The organism is Promicromonospora sp. NPDC023987, assembly GCF_040639055.1.
Lineage (GTDB): Bacteria > Actinomycetota > Actinomycetes > Actinomycetales > Cellulomonadaceae > Promicromonospora.
This window is the reverse complement of the sequence record NZ_JBEZZF010000022.1, coordinates 47,960-69,516: the sequence shown is the minus strand read 5'-3', so window position 1 is coordinate 69,516 and position 21,557 is coordinate 47,960. Positions and strand designations below refer to the sequence as shown.

Sequence of the window (21,557 nt, the reverse complement as noted above, 5' to 3'; positions counted from 1 at the left end):
TGTGCCCCCGGCGCCGAATTCCCGGTGTGGCGGGGACCATCCCCCGTGCCCGCCCCTGCCGCCCGCCGCGCGCCATCCGATAGCGCCATCCTGCTGCATTCGTGGCCAGCATCTGCCAAGGTGGAGGCATGCTGCTTCGACACATCGCGCGTCCCCTGCTGGCCTCATCGTTCATCTACGACGGAGTGCAGGCCGCCCGGAAGCCGGGTGAGCACGTCTCCACGGCCAAGACCGGTTCCGCCCTGGCCACCCAGGCGCTGGGCGCGGAGCCGCTCAGCGAGAAGCAGGTCACCACGCTCGTCCGCGCGCACGGCATCGCGACGGCCACCGCAGGCACGCTGCTCGCGCTCGGCAAGGCGCCCCGCGCGTCCGCCATCGCGCTGGCGCTGCTCACGCTGCCCCTCGCCGTGGTGAACCAGCCCTTCACCGCGCCCAAGGAGGAGCGCGGCCCGCGCACCGAGCGGTTCCTGCGCAACCTCGCGTCCGTGGGCGCCGCGCTCATCGCGGGCGCGGACCTTGAGGGCAGGCCCGGGTTGTCCTGGCGCGTCCAGCAGGCGCGTGCGGCCCGTGCGGAAGCGAAGGCCGTCGCCGCCGAGGCCTGACGCCCGTCACGTGCCAGACGTCCACGTCACCCAGGTGGCACCCGGGTCTCGCACGGAGCCGCTGCTCGGGCACGGTCCGCGATAATCTCGGCACATGACTTCCTCCACCACCGCGCCCGCACCGACCTGGGAAGCACCGCTCGCCGGTGCTCCGCTGGACGCGACGGTCGAGGTACCCGGCAGCAAGTCGCTCACCAACCGGCTCCTGGTGCTCGCCGCCCTCGCCGAGGGCCCCGGCACCCTGCGCGGCGCGCTGCGCAGCCGGGACGCCGACCTCATGATCGGCGCGCTGCGCACCCTGGGCGCCCGCGTCGAGGAGGGCGACCACCCCAGCACGCTGCACGTGACGCCGGGCCCCGTCACCGGCGGCACCGAGGTGGACACGGGCCTCGCCGGGACCGTGATGCGGTTCCTGCCGCCGTTCGCGGCGCTCGCCGACGGACCCGTCCGGTTCGACGGCGACCCCGCTGCCCGCGTCCGTCCGATGCTTCCCGTCCTCGCGGCGCTGCGGGCCCTCGGGATCACGGTGCACGATCCTTCGACAGGCTCAGGACAGCGCCCCACGACGGGCTCCGCGGACTCCACCGTCCTGCCGACCCACCTCCCGTTCACCGTGGAGGGCCGGGGCAGCGTGCCGGGCGGCGCCGTCGACGTCGACGCCTCCGAGTCCTCGCAGTTCATCTCCGGGCTGCTGCTCGTCGCGGCTCGCTTCGATCGCGGCCTCAGCCTGCGCCACATCGGCGCCACGCTGCCGAGCCTGCCGCACATCGAGATGACGGTCGCGACGCTGCGCGACGTCGGCGTCGTGGTCGACGACTCCCGCGACGGCATGTGGGACGTCTCCCCCGGGCCGATCGCCGCCCGTGACGTCCGCGTCGAGCCCGACCTGTCCAACGCGGCGCCGTTCCTCGCCTCCGCCCTGGTGGCGGGTGGCACCGTCCGCGTCCCGGGCTGGCCGACCCTGACGACGCAGCCCGGCGCCATGGTGCCGGAGCTGCTGGAGCGCATGGGCGGCACCTACACCCTGACCGACGGGGTCCTGTCCGTGACGGGGACGGGCGAGCTGCACGGGATCGACGTCGACCTGCGCGCCGGCGGCGAGCTCGCGCCCACGTTCGCCGCGCTGGCCGCGCTGGCGGACTCCCCGTCCCGGCTGCGCGGCATCGCTCACCTGCGGGGCCACGAGACCGACCGGCTCGCTGCCCTGGCCCGCGAGATCACGCGGCTCGGCGGGCAGGCGGAAGAGACTCGCGACGGCCTGGTCATCACACCCCGCCCGCTGCGCGGCGACGTCGTGCGCACGTACGCCGACCACCGCATGGCGACATCCGCGGCGCTGCTCGGTCTACGGGTACCGGGCGTGCGGGTGGAGGACGTCGGCACCACGGCCAAGACGCTGCCCGACTTCACCGGCATGTGGCTGAGCATGCTCGGCTCGGCCGCCTGATGGGCATCTCCTGATGGAGCGTTCCTGATGGGCCGGCGCGACATCGACGAGTCGGACTTCCGCTCCCGCCCGTCCAAGCGCGGCTCGCGCCCCCGGACCAAGCAGCGCCCCGAGCACTCCGACGCCGTGACCGGCCTGGTCACGGGCGTGGACCGCGGCCGGTACACGCTCCTGGTCAAGGACGCCGACGACGTTTCCGCCGGCGCCTCCTCCGACGGCACGACTGTGACCGCCATGAAGGCACGCGAGCTCACCCGCACCCGCGTGGTCGTGGGCGACCGGGTCGACGTCGTGGGTGACGTCTCGGGCGGGGAGGGCTCGCTCGCGCGCATCGTGCGCATCCAGGAGCGCACGTCGACGCTGCGCCGCACCGCCGACGACACCGACCCGTACGAGCGGATAGTCGTCGCCAACGCGGACCAGCTGGTCATCGTCACGGCGCTGGCCCAGCCCGAGCCCCGGACCGGCATGATCGACCGCTGTGTCGTGGCCGCCTACGACGCGGGCATGTCGGTGCTGCTCTGCCTGACGAAGGCGGACCTGGCCTCACCCGACGAGCTGCGAGCGCTCTACGAGCCGCTCGGCGTCGAGGTCGTGGTGACACGGCGCGCACCTTCCGGTGGGGCGGACGGCGGTGAGGCAGCCGTCGGTGAGGCGGACGGCGGTGAGGCTGACGGCGGTGAGGCTGACGAGGCCGGCGGGGCGGTCGGCGACCTGGTGCTGGCTCCCGAGTCCGTCGAGGAGGTCCGCGGCCGGCTGCGCGGTCTGGTGTCCGTACTGGTGGGCCACTCCGGCGTGGGCAAGTCGACGCTGATCAACGCCCTGGTGCCGCAGGCAAAGCGCGCCGTCGGGGTGGTCAACGACGTCACGGGCCGGGGTCGGCACACCTCGACCTCCGCCGTGGCGCTCCCGCTGCCCGTAGCCGTCGCGGCGGACGAGCCCCACGACACGTTCGACGCGTTCGACGGCTGGGTGATCGACACCCCGGGCGTTCGTTCCTTCGGCCTCGCGCACGTCGAGGTGGCACACCTGCTGAACGCGTTCGAGGACCTCGACGAGGTGGCGCAGGAGTGCCCGCGCGGCTGCACCCACCTGGCCGACGCACCGGACTGCGCCCTCGACGACTGGATCGATGGCTCCCCGGACGACGAGCGGGCAGCCCGTGCCGCCCGGCTGAGCTCGTTCCGCCGCCTGCTCTCCTCGCGGACGGGCTCGGACGCCTGACTCGGCGCCGAACCGCAACCTGCACGTCCGCCGAGGCGAACCAGCCCCGCCGAACCGCAACTTGCACGCCTACCCCGGCGACCAGCGGCGCCGAGCCGCAACCTGCATCCCCACCCCGGCGACGAACCGAAGCCTGTGTGTCAGCCAGACGCCCTATCGACCGTGGTGTTGCGGTTCGGCGCTCCACCTGACGTCCAGGTTGCGGTTCGGCGCCGGCGGGCGCCCACATCGACCAGCAGGTTGCGGTTCGGCGCGGGTCAAGCGTGCGCGAGTGTCATTACCCGCTGCCGTGCGTGGTCCGCACCGGGCTCGTTCGACGCCAGACTGTGCGGGTGACCTCTGAGCCCGACGCAGCGCGGACCGACGTCGCGCAGGCTGACGCCGCGCGGACCGACGCAGCACAGACTGGCCCTGCGCAGACCGGGCGACCTGTGGCAGCCGCGCCGGTCAGGGACGCCCGCTTCGGCGCTGTGGACGTGCAGTACCTGGACGACGGCGGAGCGCGGGCCGCACTGGTCGTCGCCGCGGACGCCGCGTTCACCACGCTGGTCGAAGAGCGCACGGTGCTCGTGGACGAGGTGGCCGAGTACCAACCCGGCAGGTTCTACGAGCGTGAGCCCTGCCTACCGTCGATCCACCACCTCACGGCTGCAGGAACATCCAGCGGTGGCCTTCCACGTCCTCCGCCCGGTACAACCGGCCGTACGGGGCGTCCTCGACCTCGGAGAGCAGTCCGGCGCCGGCCGCCCGCGCACGGGCGAAATGGGCGTCGACGTCGGCCACGTGGACCAGCACACCGTCGATCACCCAGGGCGTCGACAGCCACGCATCGGCCGCCGTGCAGTGCTTACGGTGCGCCGCGGGGCCCTCGTAGGACGCGAGCTCGGACAGCATCAGACGACCGCCCCCGGCGTCGAGCTCGCCGTGGGAGAGGTGGCCGTCGTCGTCCAGCCAGCGTTCCGCCTCGGTGAAGCCGAATGCTTCGATGAGCCAGTCCATGGCGGTGACACCGTCCTGGTAGGACAGCATGGGGATCACTGCGGGTTCGGGAGCAGCTGTGGGTTCGGGCATGACCAACCTCCTCGTTCTCGAACAAATGTACGAGCGATTCAAGGATCTGTCGAGCGCGCCCGCTAGGCGATCTGAAAGCCGAACAGCTCCACGGCCCACGGGTCCAGCCGGCCGGCGGACGGACCGCCGTCATCCGCTCCCTCGCCGCTGAACCCGAAGAACTCCTGCAGCGCCTGGTCCCCCAGGACCAGCGGGTGGAACGGGAACGGGTAGTCGGCGCCGGCCGGCGCCGGATGCTTGCCCGCCCAGAACGGCGCCTCGAAGGCGAGCCGCTCCCCGGTGTCCTCGAGGACACCGTCATCCGGAGACAGGCTCAGCGAGCGCACGAGCACCCCGTCCCGCCATACCGCGAAGGCGAACCAGTCCACCGCGCTGTGCATCGCGTGCAGGTAGAGGGTGCGGCCCATGCTCGCGCCGATCAGGTGTGCGGGAAGCTGCGACGGCCGGTCCAGCATGAGCGCCTGGTCGCACAGGACGTCCACCTCGGGCGTCGACAGCGCGCACGCCCGGCCCTGGGGCGGGAACACCGCGTCACCGAGCTCCCACGGCTCCTCCCCGTCCGGGCGGATCCGCGCAGGCGGCCACAGCAGGCCGAGCAGCTCGGCGGCACCCGCCTCGTCCGCGAACTCCGCCGCCTCGGTCAGCCCTGCCGCCACGTCCCCGTCCGCGTACACCAGCATCGCGGTCTTGGCACTCATCTCGTCTCCTACCCTCGGCTGCTCACCCCTGCACTCGGCACCCGCCCCGACGCCGCACACGAGAGTACGGGCACTCACCGACGCCGCCACCGGACGCGCGCGAACACGGGTGGCGGCGCTCGCGTCGGGCCCGTACACGGCAGACTGGGCACATGCGCATCTACGTGCCCGCCACGCTCGACGAGCTCGACGCCGTCACCCACGCCTCGGACGCCGCCCGCTGGACCGTCGCGCCGCGCCGTGCGCACGCCGTCACGAAGGACCTCGAGGCTGCCCTGCCCGACGACGACGCCGAAGGCCTCGAGTACGTCGCCGCGCTGAACGCGGCTGACGACTCCCTCGCGCTCATCGCCGGCCGCCCCGACGCGCCGCACCAGCGCGTGGTCATCACCGTGGAGGTGCCCGACGCCGTGGTGGGCGCGGCGGACCACGGTCCCGCCGGCGCGGACGACGACGAGCGGGTCCGCTCGGAGGTCGAGGTCACCAGCACCGTCGAGGACGTGGCGATCGTCTGCGTGCACGTGGACGAGACGGAGGCCGCCGCCGACATCGCTGATGTGCTCGCGGCCGCGGACGAGGAGAGCGATGCCGAGTCGACGACGGAGGTCGGCGAGGAGTCGGAGACCGCCCTCGACGCCGCGCTCCAGCGCGTCACCGACCGGGACCTGCTCTGGTACGACTGGAGCGAGATCAAGGACGTCCCGCGGCGCTGAGGGTGCTGACGGGCTCAGGCCAGGTAGTCGAGCGCTTCCTTGTGCAGCTTCCCGTTGGTCGCGACCGCGTTGCCGCCCCACGGGCCCGGCGCACCGTCGAGCGAGGTGAACGTGCCACCCGCCTCGGTGACGATCGGCACGAGCGCAGCCATGTCGTAGACCTCGAGCTCTGGCTCGGCCGCGATGTCGACGGCGCCGTCGGCCACCAGCATGTAGGACCAGAAGTCGCCGTACCCGCGGGTGCGCGCGCAGGCGCGGGTCAGGTCGAGGAAGCCGTCGAGCGAGCCCCGCTCCTCCCAGCCGCCGAGGGACGCGTAGCTGAACGACGCGTCGGCGACCCGGGACACCCCGGACACGGACATGCGCGCCGCGGCAGCGAGCGACTTGCCCGTCCATGCGCCCGAGCCCTTCGCCGCCCACCAGCGCCGGCCCAGCGCCGGCGCGCTGACCAGGCCGACAACCACCTCGTCGCCGTCGGCCAGGGCGATCAGCGTGGCCCACACGGGGACGCCACGGACAAAGTTCTTGGTGCCGTCGATCGGGTCGACGATCCAGCGCCGCGCACCGCTGCCTGCGGAGCCGTACTCCTCCCCGACGATCGCGTCGCGCGTGCGAGCGCGGGCGAGCTGGCCGCGGATGAAGTCCTCGGCGGCGCGGTCGGCGTCGGACACCGGGGTCAGGTCGGGCTTGGTCTCGACCTTGAGGTCCAGCGCCTTGAAGCGCGACATGGTGATGGAGTCGACCTGGTCGGCGATCACGTGCGCCAGACGGAGGTCGTCGGCGTAGTTGTCCTTCGTCATGGCGGCCACATCGCACAACCTAGCGGTGGATGTCACTTTTCTGTCGGCGACCCGCGCCGGGCGGGTGGATCGTTACCCAGGAAGCTCCCGACGAGGCCCTCTCACACGGCGGGCACGAGCTCCCTGACCCGGGCGGCGAGCCCGCTGAATCCCACCCGGGCCGGGGAGGCCGGCGCGCACTCCGCGAGCACCCGGCCGGCCAGCAGCGCCGCGTCGAGGCCTACCGGGTCGTCGGGGACGAGGTGCACGTCGTCGACCCCGGCGTACCGGGCGAGCGCGTCGCGGATCTGGGACTCTGCATGCCGCCCGATCGCGGAGTCGCGCACCCGGTTGACCACCACGAGGCGCGCCGCCGGCACGGGTACGGCCGCGTCGCGCAGGTCCTCCAGGCCCCGCACCAGGCGCTGCAGGCCCACCGGGTCCGCCCCGCCGACGACCACCACGAGATCCGCGGCCTGCAGTGCGCTCAGGGTCGCGCCGTTGCGCTGCGGTGCACGCGTGTCGTACATCAAGAGCTCGTCGGCCTCGAGGACCGGACCGCAGTCGACGACGGTCCACGCCGCGAGCTCGCGGCACCGCTGGAACACCATGTCGAGCGAGGTGGCGGGCAGCTCGGGCCAGCGCGACGCACGAGTGATGCCGGTGAGCACCCGAACCCCGGGCAGCACCACAGGGCTGTGCCCGGCGAGCGTCACGACGTCCAGCGCACCCTGCCCGGCAGCGCGGGCGGCGGCGGCGAGCCCCGGCGCGTCGTCGAGCAGACCGAGGCGGGAGGTCACGGACGACGCGTAGGTGTCGGCGTCGGCCAGCAGGACCGTGCTCGCCTCATGGGGTGGCGGACCCGGGTGGGAACGGCGCAGCAGGCCCGAGCGGCGTGGCGCGACGGCGCCGACCCCCGCGAGGGCCGCCGCGAGCTCGATCGCGGTGGTGGTCCGGCCGGGCGACCCGGCTGGCCCCCAGACGGCGATGACCGTGCCGGGCCGCCCCTCCAGCTCAGGTGTCAGGGCGGCGGGCGCAGCGACGTCCGGCGCGTCGCCCCGCACGGCGGCGACGAGGTTCTCCGCGTCCCCCTCGGCTACCACCACGTCGCACCCCAGCCCGGCGAGCCGTTCGGCGGACGTCGTCGGGTCCTCGATCGCGACCACGCGCAGGCCCGCGCCGCGCAGCCGCGCCACCGCGTCCCGGTCCAGCCCGGGCAGGTCCCCCGAGACGACGGCGGCCGTGCCGGCCCCGGCCTCGGCCGCCGCGAGGAGCTCGGTCAGCTCCGCGCACCGGCGTGCCACGTTCACCAGCGGCTGCGCGCCGAGCACGGTGACGGCCGCCGCCTCCTCCTCCGGTACGCGCACCGCTACCAGGACGGTGACCATCCGCTCCTCGCTCATCGGACCTTGCCCGCCACCGGCACGACGGCGACGGTGCCCGCGTCCGAGAGCGCGGTCAGCACTGTCGGGAGCGAGTCGGTCGGGACGAGCACGTGCAGCGTGACCGTGCCGTCCACGACGATCGCACCCTCCTCCGCGTCGACCTGCTCCACGACCACGCTCTCCGCGAGCGTGCTCGGCTCCGGCCCGTCCTTGCCGGCGCCTCCGTCGGGGCTGACCGGCGCGTCGGGCACGAACCACAGGTCGACCACAGCGCCGGCCCGGATCCGGTCCGAGAGACCGGAGACGACGGGGACCGCGACGGACCTGACGTCGGCGTCGGCGCCGAGGGCCGTGAGCGGGACCAGCTCACCGTCGTCCACCACGCGGAGCACGACCAGCCCCTCTGGCAGTGGCTCGTCCGCGGGGAGATAGCTGCTCGTACCAGCCCCGAGCCGCACGTCGACCGCGCGGAGCGCGTCGGTGGTGAGGGGCACACCCGGCGTCAGGGCACCGTCCGCGACGAACACCGGGACGGTGCGGCTCGCCGCCGACACCACCCAGGAGCCGAGAGCCACGGAGAGCGCGACGATGACGATGCCGGTCAGAAGTCGCGGGTCGCGCCAGCGTGGGCGACGCAGCCGGGCTGCCACGGGCTCGGGAAGACCCTGAACCAGGCTTGGTGGCGCCGGGGCGGCCGGGGCATACGTCATGTCGGTCCTTCCGGGTACTTTCGTGGACTTTGGGTAGACCTTCGCGTACAAGTTGAACGTCGATCTGGACGCAATGGGGCGCAGCCCAAGCAGAGCGCCGGAACCATAGTGATCGAACGTCGCCGATCCGGCATCAGATAAACACTTCTTGTGGATAACCCCCTCATGTCGGTGTCTCGTGCCACACTGTTCCCATGGAAAAGCGCTTTCTCTCTCTGGCCGATGTGGTCGAGACCCTGAACATCTCGATGGCTCAGGGCTATGCCCTGGTTCGGACCGGCGACCTTCCCGCCATCCAGGTGGGCCCCAAGAAGGTCTGGCGCGTCGAAGCCGCGGAGCTCGAGTCGTACATCGAGCGCATGTACGCAAAGAGCCGTGAGCGGCTCAAGGGTTCGGCGACCACGGACGCCTGAAAGCCCTCAGCTACACACCGACGGGACCGGCGCACTCCATGTGGAGTGGCACCGGTCCCGCTCTCCATTTACGGCATTCTCGGCAGTTTCAGGGCGCCTCGCTCACGACCAGCAAGGCCGAGAACGGGACCAGCCGCGTACCGCGATCATCGAGGGCGTCGATGTCCAGGTGATCCCTGCCGACCCGTGCGATCCGGCCGCCCACCGTGCCGCTCAGCGTGCGCACCGTGACCCGCGCACGGTCCCGCTGCAGGGCCCGTAGCACCGGGCCCAGCCCGAGCGCGTCCCACCGCGACGTCGCCTGCGCCGCCTGCCGACCAAGCCCGTGCACGCCGGCTATCGCGGCCAGCGGTACCAGGTGCTGGCTCGCCGGTTCCGGCCGGACGCCCTGCACCAGCAGCCACTCGTCCGCCGCCTCCCGCACCGTGCCGCGAAGGTGGGCGCCGGCCAGCAGCTCCAGCGTGACCACGGCGCCGACGACGGCGCGGAACCGGTCCGCGAGCGTCATCGTCGCGTGCTCGGCCCGCGTCAACTCGGACACGAGCGCGTCAGCCTCGGCGGCGGACTGTGCACGGGCCTGCGCCTCGAGATCAGCGAACAGCGCTTCCCAACGAGTGGAGCCCGCCCGGTGCATGGATGCCATGGGGCCACCCTGCGCTATCCACAGCCATCTCGCCCTCCGGTAGACACCCCGACGGCACCGAGGTTGAATATTCAGCACCGGACGACATCAACAGTCATCAACTTGACTGGGCTGGTCCATCGTCGCCGGAATTCGACCATCGCAGGGGGAACCATGTCGAACAACGCCCTGACTCATGCATCGGCGGCGTACGGTGCCAAAAATCGTCAGCCAGACCGTGGACAGGCACCGCCGGCGACAGGGCCGGCGCGGCATCGAGCGAACGCCGGGCGGGCCCAGGGTGCCGGGAGCACCCTGCGCGCGCTGACCGGCCTGCTGACCTTCGCCGGGACGCTCGTCACGGCGTCGGCGGTGCTCGGCGTGCGCACCTGGCACGTCGGCTCAGGCCTTGGCTCGGCGCTCTTCCCGGTCGAGGACATCGTCGAGCTCGCAGCGGTGGCGAGCGGCACGGTGGTCGCCGGCTGGTCGGGACTGCACGCGCTCATAGCACTCGCCTGTGTCATCGCCGCGCGGCGCGGCCGACGCTGGGCAGCGGGCGAGCACGCCGTCGCACGGCACGCACCGGCAATGGTGCGCCGGCTCGCCCGCGCGGCAGCGGGCGCAGGGCTGGGACTCGCCCTCGCCACGCCGACCGCGATGGCCCTACCGGGCCACGGCCCCGGCGCACTGACGTCCGCCGGCGACGACCGGGTCGCCGTGCTAGACCTGGGCTGGCAGCCCACGCAGGTGGCGGCAGACAAGGGCCCGGCCGCCGACATTGCGCCGGACCGGTCCGCCGCGTCACGCCCTCGCTCGGCACCCGAACGGTCGGCACTGGTCAATCGTGGACTGCGCACCGGGACGGTGCGCGAGCCGCTGATCGTGGTCGAGCCGGGTGACACGCTCTGGGCGATCGCCGCCGACCGGCTCGCCGACGAGCGCACCGGCGGCGAGCGCACCGACGACGGACCGACACGTGCCGAACGGGCCGGCGCGGCCCAGTCCGACACCGCGATCGCCGAGGCCGCGATCGCCAACACCGCGATCGCCGAGGCCGTGACGCGGTGGCACGACGCCAACCGTCGGGTGCTGGGTTCGAACCCCGACCTGATCCGCCCCGGCATGGTGCTGCGCCAGCCGTGACGGATCCGCCTCGGCCCGATCCCGATGCTCCCCCGCACCAGCACCCGCACCGCACGACTCCCAGGAGAGCCCGCATGACCACACTCGACGTCCCGCCCGACGCCCCACCCGACGGCGCACCCCTCCGCCGCCCGACCCCGCCGACCCAGGAGGCACCGAGCCCGGCGCCAGCGCGCCCGCGGGCGGCGACCCCGGCGCCGGCGGTCCCAGCAGCAACGGCCCCAGCAGCAGGGCGGACGGCGCCCGCCCCGCCGGCAGCAGCGGGCCCACCGGTACGAACCACCGCGGCGACCCCGCCGGCGCCGGCCCGCCGGCCTGCCACACCGCGGATCGGGCCGGTCACGGGCCCCGGGATCGGCCGGCGGCTACGCCGCATGCGGATCGGCGGCACGCCGTACCTCGAGCTGCAGAACGCGGCCGCCGCCCTGGAGGCGGTGGGCGGACGTCCCGCTCCCGAACCCGACCCCACCCTGCCCGATCCCACCGCGCAGGTGTGCCGGGTGGTCCGCGCCGCGGTGGAGGTGCTCCGCGGCGAGCGGCCGGCGGCTCAGCTCGCGCGCTGGGTCACCCCGCAGGTCTACGACCAGCTCCTGGAGCGGGGCCGGCTCATGCGCGAGGTGCGACAGAGCCGGACGCCGCGGCCCAAGGCGCACGCGGCGACGGTGCGCCGTGTGCGGATGGTCCGGCTGGGCGCCTCGTCCGCCGAGGCGACTGTGATCCTCCACGACGAGGGCCGCGTACGGGCTGCCGCCGTACGGCTGGAGGCGCGGCGCGGCGTCTGGCGGGTCGCGGTCCTCGAGATCGGCTGAGCCGGCCCGCCGCCCACGACGCCTCTGCCGAGCTGGGTCAGACCCACTCGACGAGGAGGTCCGCCCCGGTCCGCGTCGCCGCTATGCGGTCGGCGTTGCGCTGGTCGGTGCCGCTCGCCCACGCCTCGGCGTCGGGCAGGGACCTGCCGAACGACCGGTGCCGGGCCACGAGGCGCCGCAGGCGCTCGCCGTCCGGCAGGTCGACGTACCAGACCTCGGCCATGCGGGATCGGGCGGCCGGCCAGGCGCCGCTGGGCTCCAGGAGGTAGTTGCCCTCCGTGATGACCAGCGACTCACCGGTGACCTCGGTGCCCGCGGCGATCGGCTCCTCGATCTCGCGGCGGAACTCCGGCGCGTAGACGGGCGGGTCGCCAGGGCCGCGGTCCGCGAGCCGGCCGATCAGGGCGGCGTACCCGGCGTCGTCGAACGTGTCGAGGGCACCCTTGCGGCCACGGCTGCCATGCGCCTCCAGGACCGCGTTGGAGAGGTGGAAGCCGTCCATGCCGACGACCACCGCCGTACCCGGCGCCAGGCCGTCGGCCAGGGCTGCGGCCAGCGTCGACTTGCCGGCACCCGGCGGGCCGGTGAGCCCGAGGATGCGGACCCGACCCGCCTGGCTCGCCTCGGCGGCGAGCGCCGCCGCCCGCTCGACGAGCTCGGCGGTGGTCAGGCGCACGACAGGTTTCCCAGCCAGGAGCGCGGGCCGACGTACTGCACGCGGAGCGACGCCACCCGCACCGCCTCGTCGACGGCGGCCTCCAGCCCTGCGCCCTGTGCGAGCGCCACGACCAGCGCGCCGTGGAACGCGTCGCCGGCGCCGAGCGTGTCGCGGACTTCGACGGCCGGCACGTCGCGGGCCCCGCTCCGGCCGTCCTCGTCGCACCAGGTGACCTGCCCTGGGCCGTGCGTGGCGACCGTGGCGCGGGACCGGGGCACGCCGGCCGGTGCGCGGAAGTCCGCGGACCGTGCGGTGACGTCGGCCTTTCCCATGAGGTCGGCGAAGACGGGTCGCCAGCGGCCCGCGTCGAGGACGATCAGCGGGCGGGGCTCCAGCGCGTCCGCGTAGGCGAGCACGCTGCGCGCCAGGTCGGGGTGGTGACCGTCGAGCAGGACGACGCCGGGCCGGGGCAGGGCGTCGAGCTCGGCAGCGGTGACATCGAGCCCGTCGGCGAGCGTGGCGTCGGGCGAGACCACCGACCGGTCGCCGGTCGCGTCGTCGACCAGCACCGCCGAGACCGCCAGCGGGATCTCGCGACCCTCGGCGGTGTCGTGGATCTCGACCCCGTGCTGTTCCAGGTCGCCGCGTGCGGCCGCGCCCACGGGACCCGATCCCATGGCACTGATCAGCAGAGCCCGCGCCCCGAGGGTCGCGGCAGTGACCGCCGCGTTGGCGGCGGGGCCGCCCGCGGAGACGTCCTGGCGGGCGGCGGTGATCTTCTGGTTCGGGCCCGGCCGCATGGCGCTGCGATGGATCACATCGAGCGTCGTGAGACCAGCAAACCAGCAGGTCACTGGCAGTTTCTGGCGAGATTCGGGGGGTGCTTCCGGCATGTGCAGAGGCTACCCGTGAAACCGCGTGTCAGTGACCTTGCGTACGGTGCGGGTATGACCACTTCCGGGCCGACGACGTCCCCGACCCAACCGTCGACGACATGGCGTGACCTCCTCCTGGACCAGCTCGGCTTCTACTGGGACTTCCATCTCCGTCCGCGTCTGGACGGCCTCACGGACGCGGAGTATCTCTGGGAACCGGCTTCGCCGGCCTGGAGCGTACGCCCGGGGCCTGACGGCGAGCCGCGGCTCGAGTACGAAGTGCCCGAACCGGAGATACCGCCGGTCACCACCATCGCATGGCGCATGGTCCATGTCGGCCGGGACGTGTTCGGCCGGCGCGCCAGGGCCCTGTTCGGACCTACGGACGCGTCGGCCGACGCCGACATGTTCGACGCGCGGCACTGGCCCCAGGCACCGGTCACGGCCGAGGGCGGCCTTGCGATGCTCGAGGAGGGCTACCGGTCGTGGCGGGCCGGTATCTCCGCCCTGGACGACGAGTCCTTGATGAACCCGATCGGGCCAAAGGGCCTGGCGTACGCCGAGTTCCCGATGGCCGCGCTCGTGACGCATCTCAGCCGCGAGGCCATGGCGCACGGCGGCGAGATCTGCCTGCTGCGCGATCTGTACCGGGCTCAGGCCTCGCCCTCCGGGTAGGCCCGCTCGGCGTAGACGCGCAGCGCGTCGCGGACGAACGTGGCCCCGTCGGTGCCGCCGTAGTTCGCGGCGAACCGGTCGTCCGCCACGTACATGTCACCCAGTCCCAGCAGGTAGCCGCGGTCGGGCCGGCCCTGGTCGTGGCCGGGCGTGCCAGGCACTGCGACGAGCCACGCTGCGTGCCGGGCGGCGATCGCCTGAGCCTCGTCCGACGCAGGGTCCAGACCGGCTTCCGCGGCCTCGATCCAGGCGGTGCTCAGCGCCTGCACCCGCGCCTTGAACTGGTCTTGTCCTTCCTTGCCGAGGCCGCGCCACCACGTGTCGCTCTTCACGTACGCGTCGCGGCCCCAGCGCTCGACCACCTCCTGCTCGTACCGGGTGTGGTCGAATCCGTCGAGCATGTCCTGCGCCATGATGTTCTCCTTCGCTTCGGGGTCCTTCTCGAGTGCAGCGACCGTCCGTTCGACCGACGCGATCTGCCGCGCCAGCCGGTCCTGCTCCGCCCGCAGCGAGACGAGGTGACGATGTAACGCCTTCGCCTCGTCCCGGTCGCTGTCGAGCACTTCGGCGATGTCGGCGAGGCCGAGCCCGAGATCGCGCAGCAGCAAGATCCGCTGCAGCCGGACCAGGGCGGGGCGGTCGTAGCGGCGCGGGCCGCTCGCCGTCGTCCGGACGGCGGGCAGGAGCCCCACCGCGTCGTAGTGCCGCAGCGTCCGGCTGGTGACGCCGGTCAGCCGCGCGATCTCTTGGATGGACCAGTGCATGCCTCGCACATTAGAGGTTGACGTCGCGTCAACTTCAAGCCCTTCTTTCAGAGAAGTGCGAGGCGCACCAGGAGCAGCCTGTGGATAACTCGCTCGCCCAGGCGCCTGCGCGGCAATACTGGCTGCATGGACACATCAACTGACATCATTCCGGGGCAACCACTGGCTGACGACGCGGCGCTCCTCGCGTTCGCGAGGTTCTTGCACGACGGCGTAAGACCGCGCCGCCGCACGCTGTGGTTCGTGATGCTGGACCGCGAGCGCCGCCCGCTGCCGGTGATCGTGCCGATCGACGACGTGCCGGACGCGCCGGAGGTCCTCATGGTGGACAACCTGGGGCAGGCCTGGCACGAGATCCTGCAGGACGAGCCGGGCGCGTCGCTCCTGCTGATGCTCGAGCGGCCTGGCCCGGCAGCCGCCTCGCTCGACGACCTCGCCTGGCGCGCGGCACTCGACTCGGCTGCGGCCGGGCACGGGCTCAGGCTCGCCGCGTTCTTTCTCGCGACGGCGGACGGCGTGTCCACGCTGACGCCGGGGGCCTGCTGACAGAGGTCCGGTTCGAGAATGACATCAGGTACCGAGCCGGGCTGGATTCGGTACCCGAAGTCATTCTCGAGACGGACCGTTTGCACGGGAGGCCGGGTCAGTCGCGCAGGAGGTCCGACTCCTCGTCGGTGAACAGCCGCGAGCGGATGAGGAACCGCACGCCCTCGGGCGCCTCCACGCTGAACCCTGCACCGCGGCCGGGGACCACGTCGATGGTGAGGTGCGTGTGCTTCCAGTACTCGAACTGGTTGCGGCTCATCCAGACCGGGACGGTGAACGATTCCGCGTCCCGGTCAGGTGGCGCCGCGACGGCGAGGTCACCGAGGTGGATGTCGGCGTCGCCGGTGATGAAGTCGCCGTCGGGGTAGCACATCGGGGACGACCCGTCGCAGCACCCGCCGGACTGGTGGAACATCAGCTCACCGTGCTTGTCCCGCAACCGTGCGAGCAGGGCTGCGGCGGAGTCGGTCACGGCGACCCGCGCGGGCGGCGCGGGCGGCGCGCCGGCCGCCTGGGGCGGCCAGACATCGTCGGACATGGTGCCTCCTCGTATCGGTCGCTGGTGTCAGACGTACGGGTCACCCGGGTGACCCGTACGTCTGACACGTCGGAGCACGGGCTCCTAGAAGAAGCCCTGCTTGCCCTGCGCGTAGCTGACCAGGAGGTTCTTGGTCTGCTGGTAGTGGTCGAGCATCATCTTGTGGTTCTCGCGGCCCACACCCGAGCCCTTGTAGCCGCCGAACGCCGCCGCCGCCGGGTAGGCGTGGTAGCAGTTGGTCCACACGCGGCCGGCCTCGATCGCGCGCCCTGCCCGGTACGCGTCCGCGCCGGACCGGGTCCACACGCCCGCACCCAGCCCGTACAGGGTGTCGTTGGCGACCTTGATGGCGTCGTCGAAGTCGGCGAACTCGGTGACCGCCACCACGGGCCCGAAGATCTCCTCCTGGAAGATCCGCATGGAGTTCTTGCCCTCGAAGATCGTGGGCGTCACGTAGTACCCGCCCGCGAGGTCGCCCTCCATCTCGGCCCGGTAGCCGCCGGTGAGCACCTTGGCGCCCTCGGCCTTGCCGATGTCGAAGTAGCTGAGGATCTTCTCGAGCTGGTCGTTGCTCGCCTGCGCCCCGATCATGGTGTCGGTGTCCAGCGGGTTGCCCTGCTTGATCGCCTCGGTGCGCGCGACGGCGTCGGCCAGGAAGGACTGGTAGATGTCCGCCTGGATGAGCGCACGCGACGGGCACGTGCACACCTCACCCTGGTTGAGGGCGAACATCGTGAAGCCCTCCAGCGCCTTGTCGTAGAACTCGTCGTTCGACGCCGCGACGTCGCTGAAGAAGATGTTCGGCGACTTGCCGCCCAGCTCCAGGGTGACCGGGATGATGTTCTGCGACGCGTACTGCATGATCAGGCGGCCGGTCGTGGTCTCGCCGGTGAACGCGATCTTGCGGATCCGGGGCGAGCTCGCCAGCGGCTTGCCCGCCTCCGCGCCGAACCCGTTGACCACGTTCAGGACGCCCGGCGGGATCAGGTCCGCGATGAGCTCCATGAGGTACAGGATCGACGTCGGCGTCTGCTCGGCCGGCTTGAGCACCACCGCGTTGCCCGCCGCGAGGGCCGGCGCCAGCTTCCACACGGCCATGAGGATCGGGAAGTTCCACGGGATGATCTGGCCCACCACGCCCAGCGGCTCGTGGAAGTGGTAGGCGATCGTGTCGCCGTCGATCTCGCTGATCGAGCCCTCCTGCGCCCGGATCGCGCCCGCGAAGTAGCGGAAGTGGTCGATCGCCAGCGGGAGGTCCGCGGCGAGCGTCTCGCGCACCGGCTTACCGTTCTCCCAGGTCTCGGCGACGGCCAGCTCCTCGAGGTGCTCCTCCATGCGGTCCGCGATCTTGTTCAGGACCCGCGCGCGCTCGGTGACCGACGTGCGGCCCCAGGCGGGCGCGGCGCCGTGCGCGGCATCGAGAGCCCGGTCGATGTCGTCGGCGTCGCCGCGCGCGACCTCGGTGAAGGTCTGCCCGTTCACGGGGCTGGGATTCTCGAAGTACTGGCCGTTCGCGGGCGGTACGTACTCGCCCCCGATCCAGTGGTCGTACCGGGGCCGGAAGCTGGCGATGGCACCTTCGGTACCTGGGGCTGCGTACACGGTCATGGTCTGCCTCCTCGCAGGTTCTCGTGCCCGCCGTCAGCTGCCCGACGGCGGAGCCACGCCCCGGGTGCAGCGGCGCACCCGGGTGGGGCGAGGTTAGGCAGCGGGGCGTTGCATCGAGGTTGCAACCCGACCGTGACCTCGACGCGGCAAGCACGGTCGGCCACGGAACACATGGCCTGCAGAGGACAGCACACAGGTCCGAGCAGGCACGCCGACCACGACGAGGGGCCACCCCATGACAACCACGACCCACCGGACCATCCCCTGCGCCCGCCCTGCGCGATGGCTGGCCGTCCCGCTCGCAACCCTGGTAACGGCGGCGCTGGCGCTCGCAGGCTGCACCGCCGACGGCGGCGCGACGGAGACCGCCGCCGACGGGGCGAACCTCGCGATCCCCGCGCCCGAGGCGCTGGGCGACATGCCGGTCCCTGTACTGCCCGGCCCCGTGCCGCCCGGACCGGCACCGACCGGTTCGGGCGAGGAGTACGACGACTCCCCCGAGACCCCGTTCCAGGACGTCGCCACCAGCCCCCTGTCCACGTTCTCGGCCGACGTCGACACGGCGTCGTACTCGAACCTGCGCCGCCAGGTGAACCAGGGTGTCGTGCCGGAGGGCGTGCGGATCGAGGAGCTCGTCAACTACTTCGACTACGACTATCCGGCGCCCGCCCCGGGCGCCGAGCACCCGTTCTCGGTGTCGGCCCAGGTCGCGACGGCGCCGTGGAACCCGGACCACCAGCTCGCGATGATCGGCGTGCAGGCGACGGAGGCGATACCGGCGTCGGCGGGCAACAACATCGTGTTCCTGCTCGACGTGTCCGGCTCGATGGACGAGCCGAACAAGCTGCCGCTGCTCGCCGAGTCGTTCGCACTGCTGGTGGAACAGCTCGACGATGACGACCGGGTGTCGATCGTGACGTACGCCGGTGACAACCAGGTGGTCGCGGACTCCGTGCCCGGCTCGGAGCACGGGGTGCTGGTGGACCACCTGCGGTCGCTGCGGGCCGGCGGGTCCACAGGGGGCGCGGACGGCCTGCGGACAGCGTACGAGCTGGCCGAGAAGAACTTCGTCGAGGGCGGCAACAACCGGGTGGTCCTGGCGACCGACGGCGACTTCAACGTCGGCCCGTCCAGCCCGGAGGAGCTCACCGAGCTGATCGAGGCCGAGCGCGAGTCCGGGGTCTACGTCTCGGTCCTGGGCTTCGGCATGCACAACCTGAAGGACGACACGATGGAGGCCATCGCCGACCACGGGAACGGCAACTACGCCTACATCGACACCCTGGCGGAGGCGCGCAAGGTCCTGGTGGACGAGTTCGGCTCCACCATGTTCGTGGTGGCCAAGGACCTGAAGCTGCAGGTGGAGCTCAACCCCGCCACCGTCGGCGCCTACCGGCTGATCGGCTACGACAACCGGCGTCTGGCGGACGAGGACTTCGAGGACGACACCAAGGACGCGGGCGACGTCGGTGCCGGGCACTCCGTGACCGCCTTCTACGAGCTCGTCCCGGCCGGCACCGCCCCTGACGGCACCAGCGACGACTTCATGACGGTGCACGTGCGCTACAAGGCACCGGAGGGCACCGACCCGGCGTCCAGCACCGAGGCCGAGTTCCCCGTCGGCGCGGACGCGTTCACGACGGCGCCGAGCACGGACTTCGCCTTCGCGTCCGCCGTCGTCGAGCTCGGGCTGATCGCCACCCGGTCGGAGTACCGAGCCGGCGCCAGCCTCGACGCGGTGCGAGAGCGAGCGGCGGGCTCCCTGGGCGCCGACCCGTACGAGCTCCGAGCGGAGTTCGTCGACCTCGTCGAGGCCTACCGCGGCCTGGCGTGATCTTTGCTTCGCGGCAAATGCGCAACCTAGAAAGGAACGCTCAATACATCGGTCTGATCGGAGATATCGATGAGAAGAAGCTCGATCCCGCGCCGACCCCGACGATTCCCGGAAAACAGGTTTCGACACCGGAAAAGTGGCGGAACTTTAGGCCGTCGCGAAATGCCGACACAAGCGTCAAGAACCTTCGCGGGACGTGAGCACCGTCCGGTCACCGACCGGGTCCCGGGTGTCCAGGACCCGCTGCGCCCCCTGCGACCGCTGGACCATGTCGACGGCGACACGCAGGTCCTCGGCGGCCCAGTCCAGGGAGCTCTCGATGTGCGTGGCCTGGGCGAGCAGGGTACGAGCCTGCGTCACGGACGACGGCGGCGCGTCCGTGACGCGCTGTGCCGCGGCCGCCCGGGCGTCGGCGAGTGCCTCGGCGAGGACGTCGCGGGTGGCCGGGTCCGCGACCTGGCCGTTCGAGTGGTCATAGACCCGCTGGGCCGTGTCCATGACGGCTACGAGGTCGTGCGAACGGGCCGATGTGGTGCTGACCTGCGTGTCGATCTGGGAGTTGAGGGTCATGAGGTGGCTCGTCTCGTCGGCCCGGACCGACCCCGACCAGAGCGAGACGGCGACGGCGACACCGGTGACGATCGCGGCACCGAAGACCCAGCGTCGCCGGCCACGTGCGCCGGCAAGATCAGCGACCGGCGGCTCCGCCGTATCGAGTGGAGGCAGCTCGACCGGGTCGAGCTCGGGCAGCCTGACCGGCCCGCCCCGCGGCTGTTCGTTCGTCGCGGGTCTGGCAGGTTCCGGCTTGGTTAAAGCGATGGTGTTCAACTCTTCCCCCAAAGAGAGATCCCATGAAAACAACCTGTCGGGCTCGAAGCCCTTTTACAACCGATGCGAATGACGCTAGGACTACTTCTAGCGTCTCGCGCGGCGAGACCGTAATACACCCGTGATCTGTGGAAAACCGGCCTCGGCGCGGTGGATAACTTGGCGATCACGGTGGACAACCTGTTGATGACCTTGGTCCGGTGCCTACACTGGCGAGGTTCGACGACGACGTCGGGACCAGGTCAGGGGCAGCATGACGCAGGTGCCACACCGGGACGCGCAGTGGGTTCGCGCGGCATACGAGAGCTTCGTCGGTTCTGCCGGCTCGCAGGAGCCCGCAGGGATCGACCCGGTCGTCGCGGCCTCGTGGCGGCGGAGCCTGCGCAACGGCGTCGACCCGGACCACCCGGGTGCGGTGGCCGTCGCGGGGTCGGGCGACCTGGACGACTACCGCCGCGACCATCCCCTGGCCGTCGCGATGCCCCTCGTGCGCGACCTGGTGGGCGGGGCGACGGGTGACGGCCTGGTCGTCGCGGTGTCGGACGACGTGGGACGCCTTCTCTGGATCGAGGGCCGCGGTCCCGTGCGCTCCGCGGTCGACCACGTGGGTTTCGTCGAGGGCGCGGTGTGGCGCGAGGAGTCCGTCGGCACCAACGCACCCGGCACCGCCCTGGCCACCCGGCGCCCGGTCCAGGTGCTCGGGGCCGAGCACTTCGTGCGGCCGGTCCAGCAGCTCAGCTGCACGGCGGCCCCCGTGCACGACCCGGCCGGCGGGATCGTCGGCGTCCTCGACCTCACCGGAGGCAGCGCCGCCGGTTCCCACGTCGCCCTCGCCCTGGTCCGGGCCACGGTCGCGATGGTCGAGCGCGAGCTCGCCGCCCGCGCCACCCGGCTCCGGGGGCCCGACGGCGGAGGCTCGGCCTGGGCGGGCGGCCTCGCCCACGAGCTCGGTGCCGCGGCCGGCGCAGCCGAACCGGTTCCCGACCTGCGGCTGCTCGGCACGCCGGCGCTACGCGAGCGTCGGCTCTCGCTGCGGCACGCCGAGATCCTGCTGCTGCTCGCCGAGCACCCCCGCGGGCTCGGCGCGGAGGAGCTCGCCGTGCTGCTGCACCCCGGCGACCTGTCGCTCGTCGCGGTGCGCGCGGAGATCTCGCGCCTCCGCCGGGTGGCCGACGGCGTCCTGCACGGCCCGCTGCTCTCCGGCTCCCGCCCGTACCGCCTCGCCCGCGCGCTGCGGTCCGACGTCGGCACGGTGCGGTCCCGGCTCAGCCGCGGCGACGTACGCGGCGCGCTCGCCGCCTACCCCGAGGCCCTGCTGCGCCGGTCGGTCGCACCGGGGGTCGAGCGCCTGCGCGAGGAGCTCGAGGCCGAGGTCCGTGGGGCCGTGCACGCCTGTGGTGACGCGGCCGCCGTCGAGCAGTGGACCGCACGGAGCGAGGGCGCTGACGACCACGCGGCGTGGGCGCGCCTGGCCCGGCTGGCACCGGCAGGCAGTCCGCAGGCGGCGCGGGCGTGGGCGCACCTGGGGGTGCTGGAGCGGCGGCTGGCCTGAGCGGCCACCGCCGGGATCTTTTCGGCACGGCCGTGTGTTCTATTCTCGTCAGCACGTGCTCTA

At 72.4% G+C, this 21,557-nt stretch carries 23 protein-coding genes; 11 read left to right on the top strand and 12 right to left on the bottom strand.

From position 1 onward, the window contains the following. Positions 1 to 128: 128 nt before the first annotated feature. The 3 genes from AB0F40_RS12530 (at position 129) to AB0F40_RS12520 (ending at position 3,273) form a co-directional block, all read left to right on the top strand. Positions 129 to 602: a DoxX family membrane protein gene (locus AB0F40_RS12530; protein WP_357467367.1), complete on the top strand. Its 474-nt coding sequence runs from the start codon at positions 129 to 131 to the stop codon at positions 600 to 602. Positions 603 to 696: 94 nt separating this feature from the next. Continuing rightward, entirely contained in the window at positions 697 to 2,049 is a 1,353-nt protein-coding gene (aroA, locus tag AB0F40_RS12525) for a 3-phosphoshikimate 1-carboxyvinyltransferase (RefSeq protein ID WP_357467363.1), read from the top strand. 27 nt (positions 2,050 to 2,076) lie between these two features. Next, the gene (locus AB0F40_RS12520) at positions 2,077 to 3,273 is read left to right on the top strand and encodes a ribosome small subunit-dependent GTPase A (protein ID WP_357467360.1); all 1,197 of its coding nucleotides are present in this window, start codon (positions 2,077 to 2,079) and stop codon (positions 3,271 to 3,273) included. A gap of 642 nt (positions 3,274 to 3,915) precedes the next feature. Here AB0F40_RS12520 and AB0F40_RS12515 read toward each other — a convergent pair. Both AB0F40_RS12515 and AB0F40_RS12510 read right to left on the bottom strand, forming a co-directional pair. Then, on the bottom strand, positions 3,916 to 4,344 hold the full coding sequence (locus AB0F40_RS12515; protein WP_357467358.1) for a VOC family protein: 429 nt from the start codon (positions 4,342 to 4,344) through the stop codon (positions 3,916 to 3,918). 62 nt (positions 4,345 to 4,406) lie between these two features. Further along, the gene (locus AB0F40_RS12510; RefSeq protein ID WP_357467356.1) at positions 4,407 to 5,042 is read right to left on the bottom strand and encodes a hypothetical protein; all 636 of its coding nucleotides are present in this window, start codon (positions 5,040 to 5,042) and stop codon (positions 4,407 to 4,409) included. 152 nt (positions 5,043 to 5,194) lie between these two features. Here AB0F40_RS12510 and AB0F40_RS12505 point away from each other — a divergent pair, with 152 nt between their 5' ends. Next, positions 5,195 to 5,755 (top strand): hypothetical protein, encoded by a 561-nt coding sequence (locus AB0F40_RS12505; protein ID WP_357467353.1) that lies wholly within the window; start codon positions 5,195 to 5,197, stop codon positions 5,753 to 5,755. 14 nt (positions 5,756 to 5,769) lie between these two features. On the opposite strand, the gene hisN is transcribed toward AB0F40_RS12505, so the two are convergent. The 3 genes from hisN to AB0F40_RS12490 form a co-directional block, all read right to left on the bottom strand. Beyond that, positions 5,770 to 6,555: a histidinol-phosphatase gene (gene hisN / locus AB0F40_RS12500; RefSeq protein ID WP_357467391.1), complete on the bottom strand. Its 786-nt coding sequence runs from the start codon at positions 6,553 to 6,555 to the stop codon at positions 5,770 to 5,772. Positions 6,556 to 6,656: 101 nt separating this feature from the next. Then, positions 6,657 to 7,937: a hypothetical protein gene (locus AB0F40_RS12495; protein ID WP_357467350.1), complete on the bottom strand. Its 1,281-nt coding sequence runs from the start codon at positions 7,935 to 7,937 to the stop codon at positions 6,657 to 6,659. Then, positions 7,934 to 8,629 (bottom strand): hypothetical protein, encoded by a 696-nt coding sequence (locus tag AB0F40_RS12490; RefSeq protein WP_357467348.1) that lies wholly within the window; start codon positions 8,627 to 8,629, stop codon positions 7,934 to 7,936. The genes AB0F40_RS12495 and AB0F40_RS12490 overlap by 4 nt, the downstream gene beginning before the upstream one ends. Before the next feature lie 194 nt (positions 8,630 to 8,823). On the opposite strand from AB0F40_RS12490, the gene AB0F40_RS12485 reads away from it, so the two are divergent. Further along, positions 8,824 to 9,042: a helix-turn-helix domain-containing protein gene (locus AB0F40_RS12485; RefSeq protein WP_253868520.1), complete on the top strand. Its 219-nt coding sequence runs from the start codon at positions 8,824 to 8,826 to the stop codon at positions 9,040 to 9,042. An 88-nt stretch (positions 9,043 to 9,130) separates the two neighbouring features. Here the strand turns inward: AB0F40_RS12485 and AB0F40_RS12480 are convergent, their stop codons facing one another. After that, positions 9,131 to 9,685, bottom strand: a complete 555-nt coding sequence (locus AB0F40_RS12480; RefSeq protein WP_357467344.1) for a hypothetical protein — start codon at positions 9,683 to 9,685, stop codon at positions 9,131 to 9,133. A 153-nt stretch (positions 9,686 to 9,838) separates the two neighbouring features. Here AB0F40_RS12480 and AB0F40_RS12475 point away from each other — a divergent pair, with 153 nt between their 5' ends. Both AB0F40_RS12475 and AB0F40_RS12470 read left to right on the top strand, forming a co-directional pair. Further along, positions 9,839 to 10,807 carry a hypothetical protein gene (locus AB0F40_RS12475; RefSeq protein ID WP_357467342.1) on the top strand — a complete coding sequence of 323 codons (969 nt, stop codon included), beginning with the start codon at positions 9,839 to 9,841 and terminating at the stop codon, positions 10,805 to 10,807. A gap of 74 nt (positions 10,808 to 10,881) precedes the next feature. After that, on the top strand, positions 10,882 to 11,616 hold the full coding sequence (locus tag AB0F40_RS12470; protein ID WP_357467339.1) for an Rv3235 family protein: 735 nt from the start codon (positions 10,882 to 10,884) through the stop codon (positions 11,614 to 11,616). A gap of 37 nt (positions 11,617 to 11,653) precedes the next feature. On the opposite strand, the gene AB0F40_RS12465 is transcribed toward AB0F40_RS12470, so the two are convergent. Together AB0F40_RS12465 and AB0F40_RS12460 are read right to left on the bottom strand one after the other, a co-directional pair. Then, positions 11,654 to 12,292 carry a nucleoside/nucleotide kinase family protein gene (locus tag AB0F40_RS12465; RefSeq protein ID WP_357467336.1) on the bottom strand — a complete coding sequence of 213 codons (639 nt, stop codon included), beginning with the start codon at positions 12,290 to 12,292 and terminating at the stop codon, positions 11,654 to 11,656. After that, a complete protein-coding gene (locus AB0F40_RS12460; protein WP_357467334.1) occupies positions 12,283 to 13,167 on the bottom strand; it encodes a PfkB family carbohydrate kinase in 885 nt (294 codons plus the stop codon). The genes AB0F40_RS12465 and AB0F40_RS12460 overlap by 10 nt, the downstream gene beginning before the upstream one ends. A gap of 54 nt (positions 13,168 to 13,221) precedes the next feature. Here AB0F40_RS12460 and AB0F40_RS12455 point away from each other — a divergent pair, with 54 nt between their 5' ends. Next, positions 13,222 to 13,824, top strand: coding sequence for a DinB family protein (locus AB0F40_RS12455; RefSeq protein WP_357467331.1), 603 nt, complete (start codon positions 13,222 to 13,224; stop codon positions 13,822 to 13,824). Here AB0F40_RS12455 and AB0F40_RS12450 read toward each other — a convergent pair. Continuing rightward, positions 13,803 to 14,588, bottom strand: a complete 786-nt coding sequence (locus AB0F40_RS12450; protein ID WP_357467328.1) for a MerR family transcriptional regulator — start codon at positions 14,586 to 14,588, stop codon at positions 13,803 to 13,805. The genes AB0F40_RS12455 and AB0F40_RS12450 overlap by 22 nt on opposite strands. A 126-nt stretch (positions 14,589 to 14,714) precedes the next feature. Here AB0F40_RS12450 and AB0F40_RS12445 point away from each other — a divergent pair, with 126 nt between their 5' ends. After that, positions 14,715 to 15,134 (top strand): hypothetical protein, encoded by a 420-nt coding sequence (locus tag AB0F40_RS12445; RefSeq protein WP_357467325.1) that lies wholly within the window; start codon positions 14,715 to 14,717, stop codon positions 15,132 to 15,134. Positions 15,135 to 15,231: 97 nt separating this feature from the next. On the opposite strand, the gene AB0F40_RS12440 is transcribed toward AB0F40_RS12445, so the two are convergent. Together AB0F40_RS12440 and AB0F40_RS12435 are read right to left on the bottom strand one after the other, a co-directional pair. Continuing rightward, entirely contained in the window at positions 15,232 to 15,672 is a 441-nt protein-coding gene (locus AB0F40_RS12440) for a DUF779 domain-containing protein (RefSeq protein ID WP_357467322.1), read from the bottom strand. A gap of 84 nt (positions 15,673 to 15,756) precedes the next feature. After that, positions 15,757 to 17,280, bottom strand: coding sequence for an aldehyde dehydrogenase family protein (locus AB0F40_RS12435; RefSeq protein WP_357467319.1), 1,524 nt, complete (start codon positions 17,278 to 17,280; stop codon positions 15,757 to 15,759). Positions 17,281 to 17,515: 235 nt separating this feature from the next. On the opposite strand from AB0F40_RS12435, the gene AB0F40_RS12430 reads away from it, so the two are divergent. Then, a complete protein-coding gene (locus AB0F40_RS12430; RefSeq protein WP_357467317.1) occupies positions 17,516 to 19,114 on the top strand; it encodes a VWA domain-containing protein in 1,599 nt (532 codons plus the stop codon). 177 nt (positions 19,115 to 19,291) lie between these two features. On the opposite strand, the gene AB0F40_RS12425 is transcribed toward AB0F40_RS12430, so the two are convergent. Further along, on the bottom strand, positions 19,292 to 19,954 hold the full coding sequence (locus AB0F40_RS12425; RefSeq protein ID WP_357467314.1) for a hypothetical protein: 663 nt from the start codon (positions 19,952 to 19,954) through the stop codon (positions 19,292 to 19,294). Between the two features lie 241 nt (positions 19,955 to 20,195). Here AB0F40_RS12425 and AB0F40_RS12420 point away from each other — a divergent pair, with 241 nt between their 5' ends. After that, positions 20,196 to 21,494: a transcriptional regulator gene (locus AB0F40_RS12420; RefSeq protein WP_357467311.1), complete on the top strand. Its 1,299-nt coding sequence runs from the start codon at positions 20,196 to 20,198 to the stop codon at positions 21,492 to 21,494. Positions 21,495 to 21,557 lie beyond the last annotated feature (63 nt).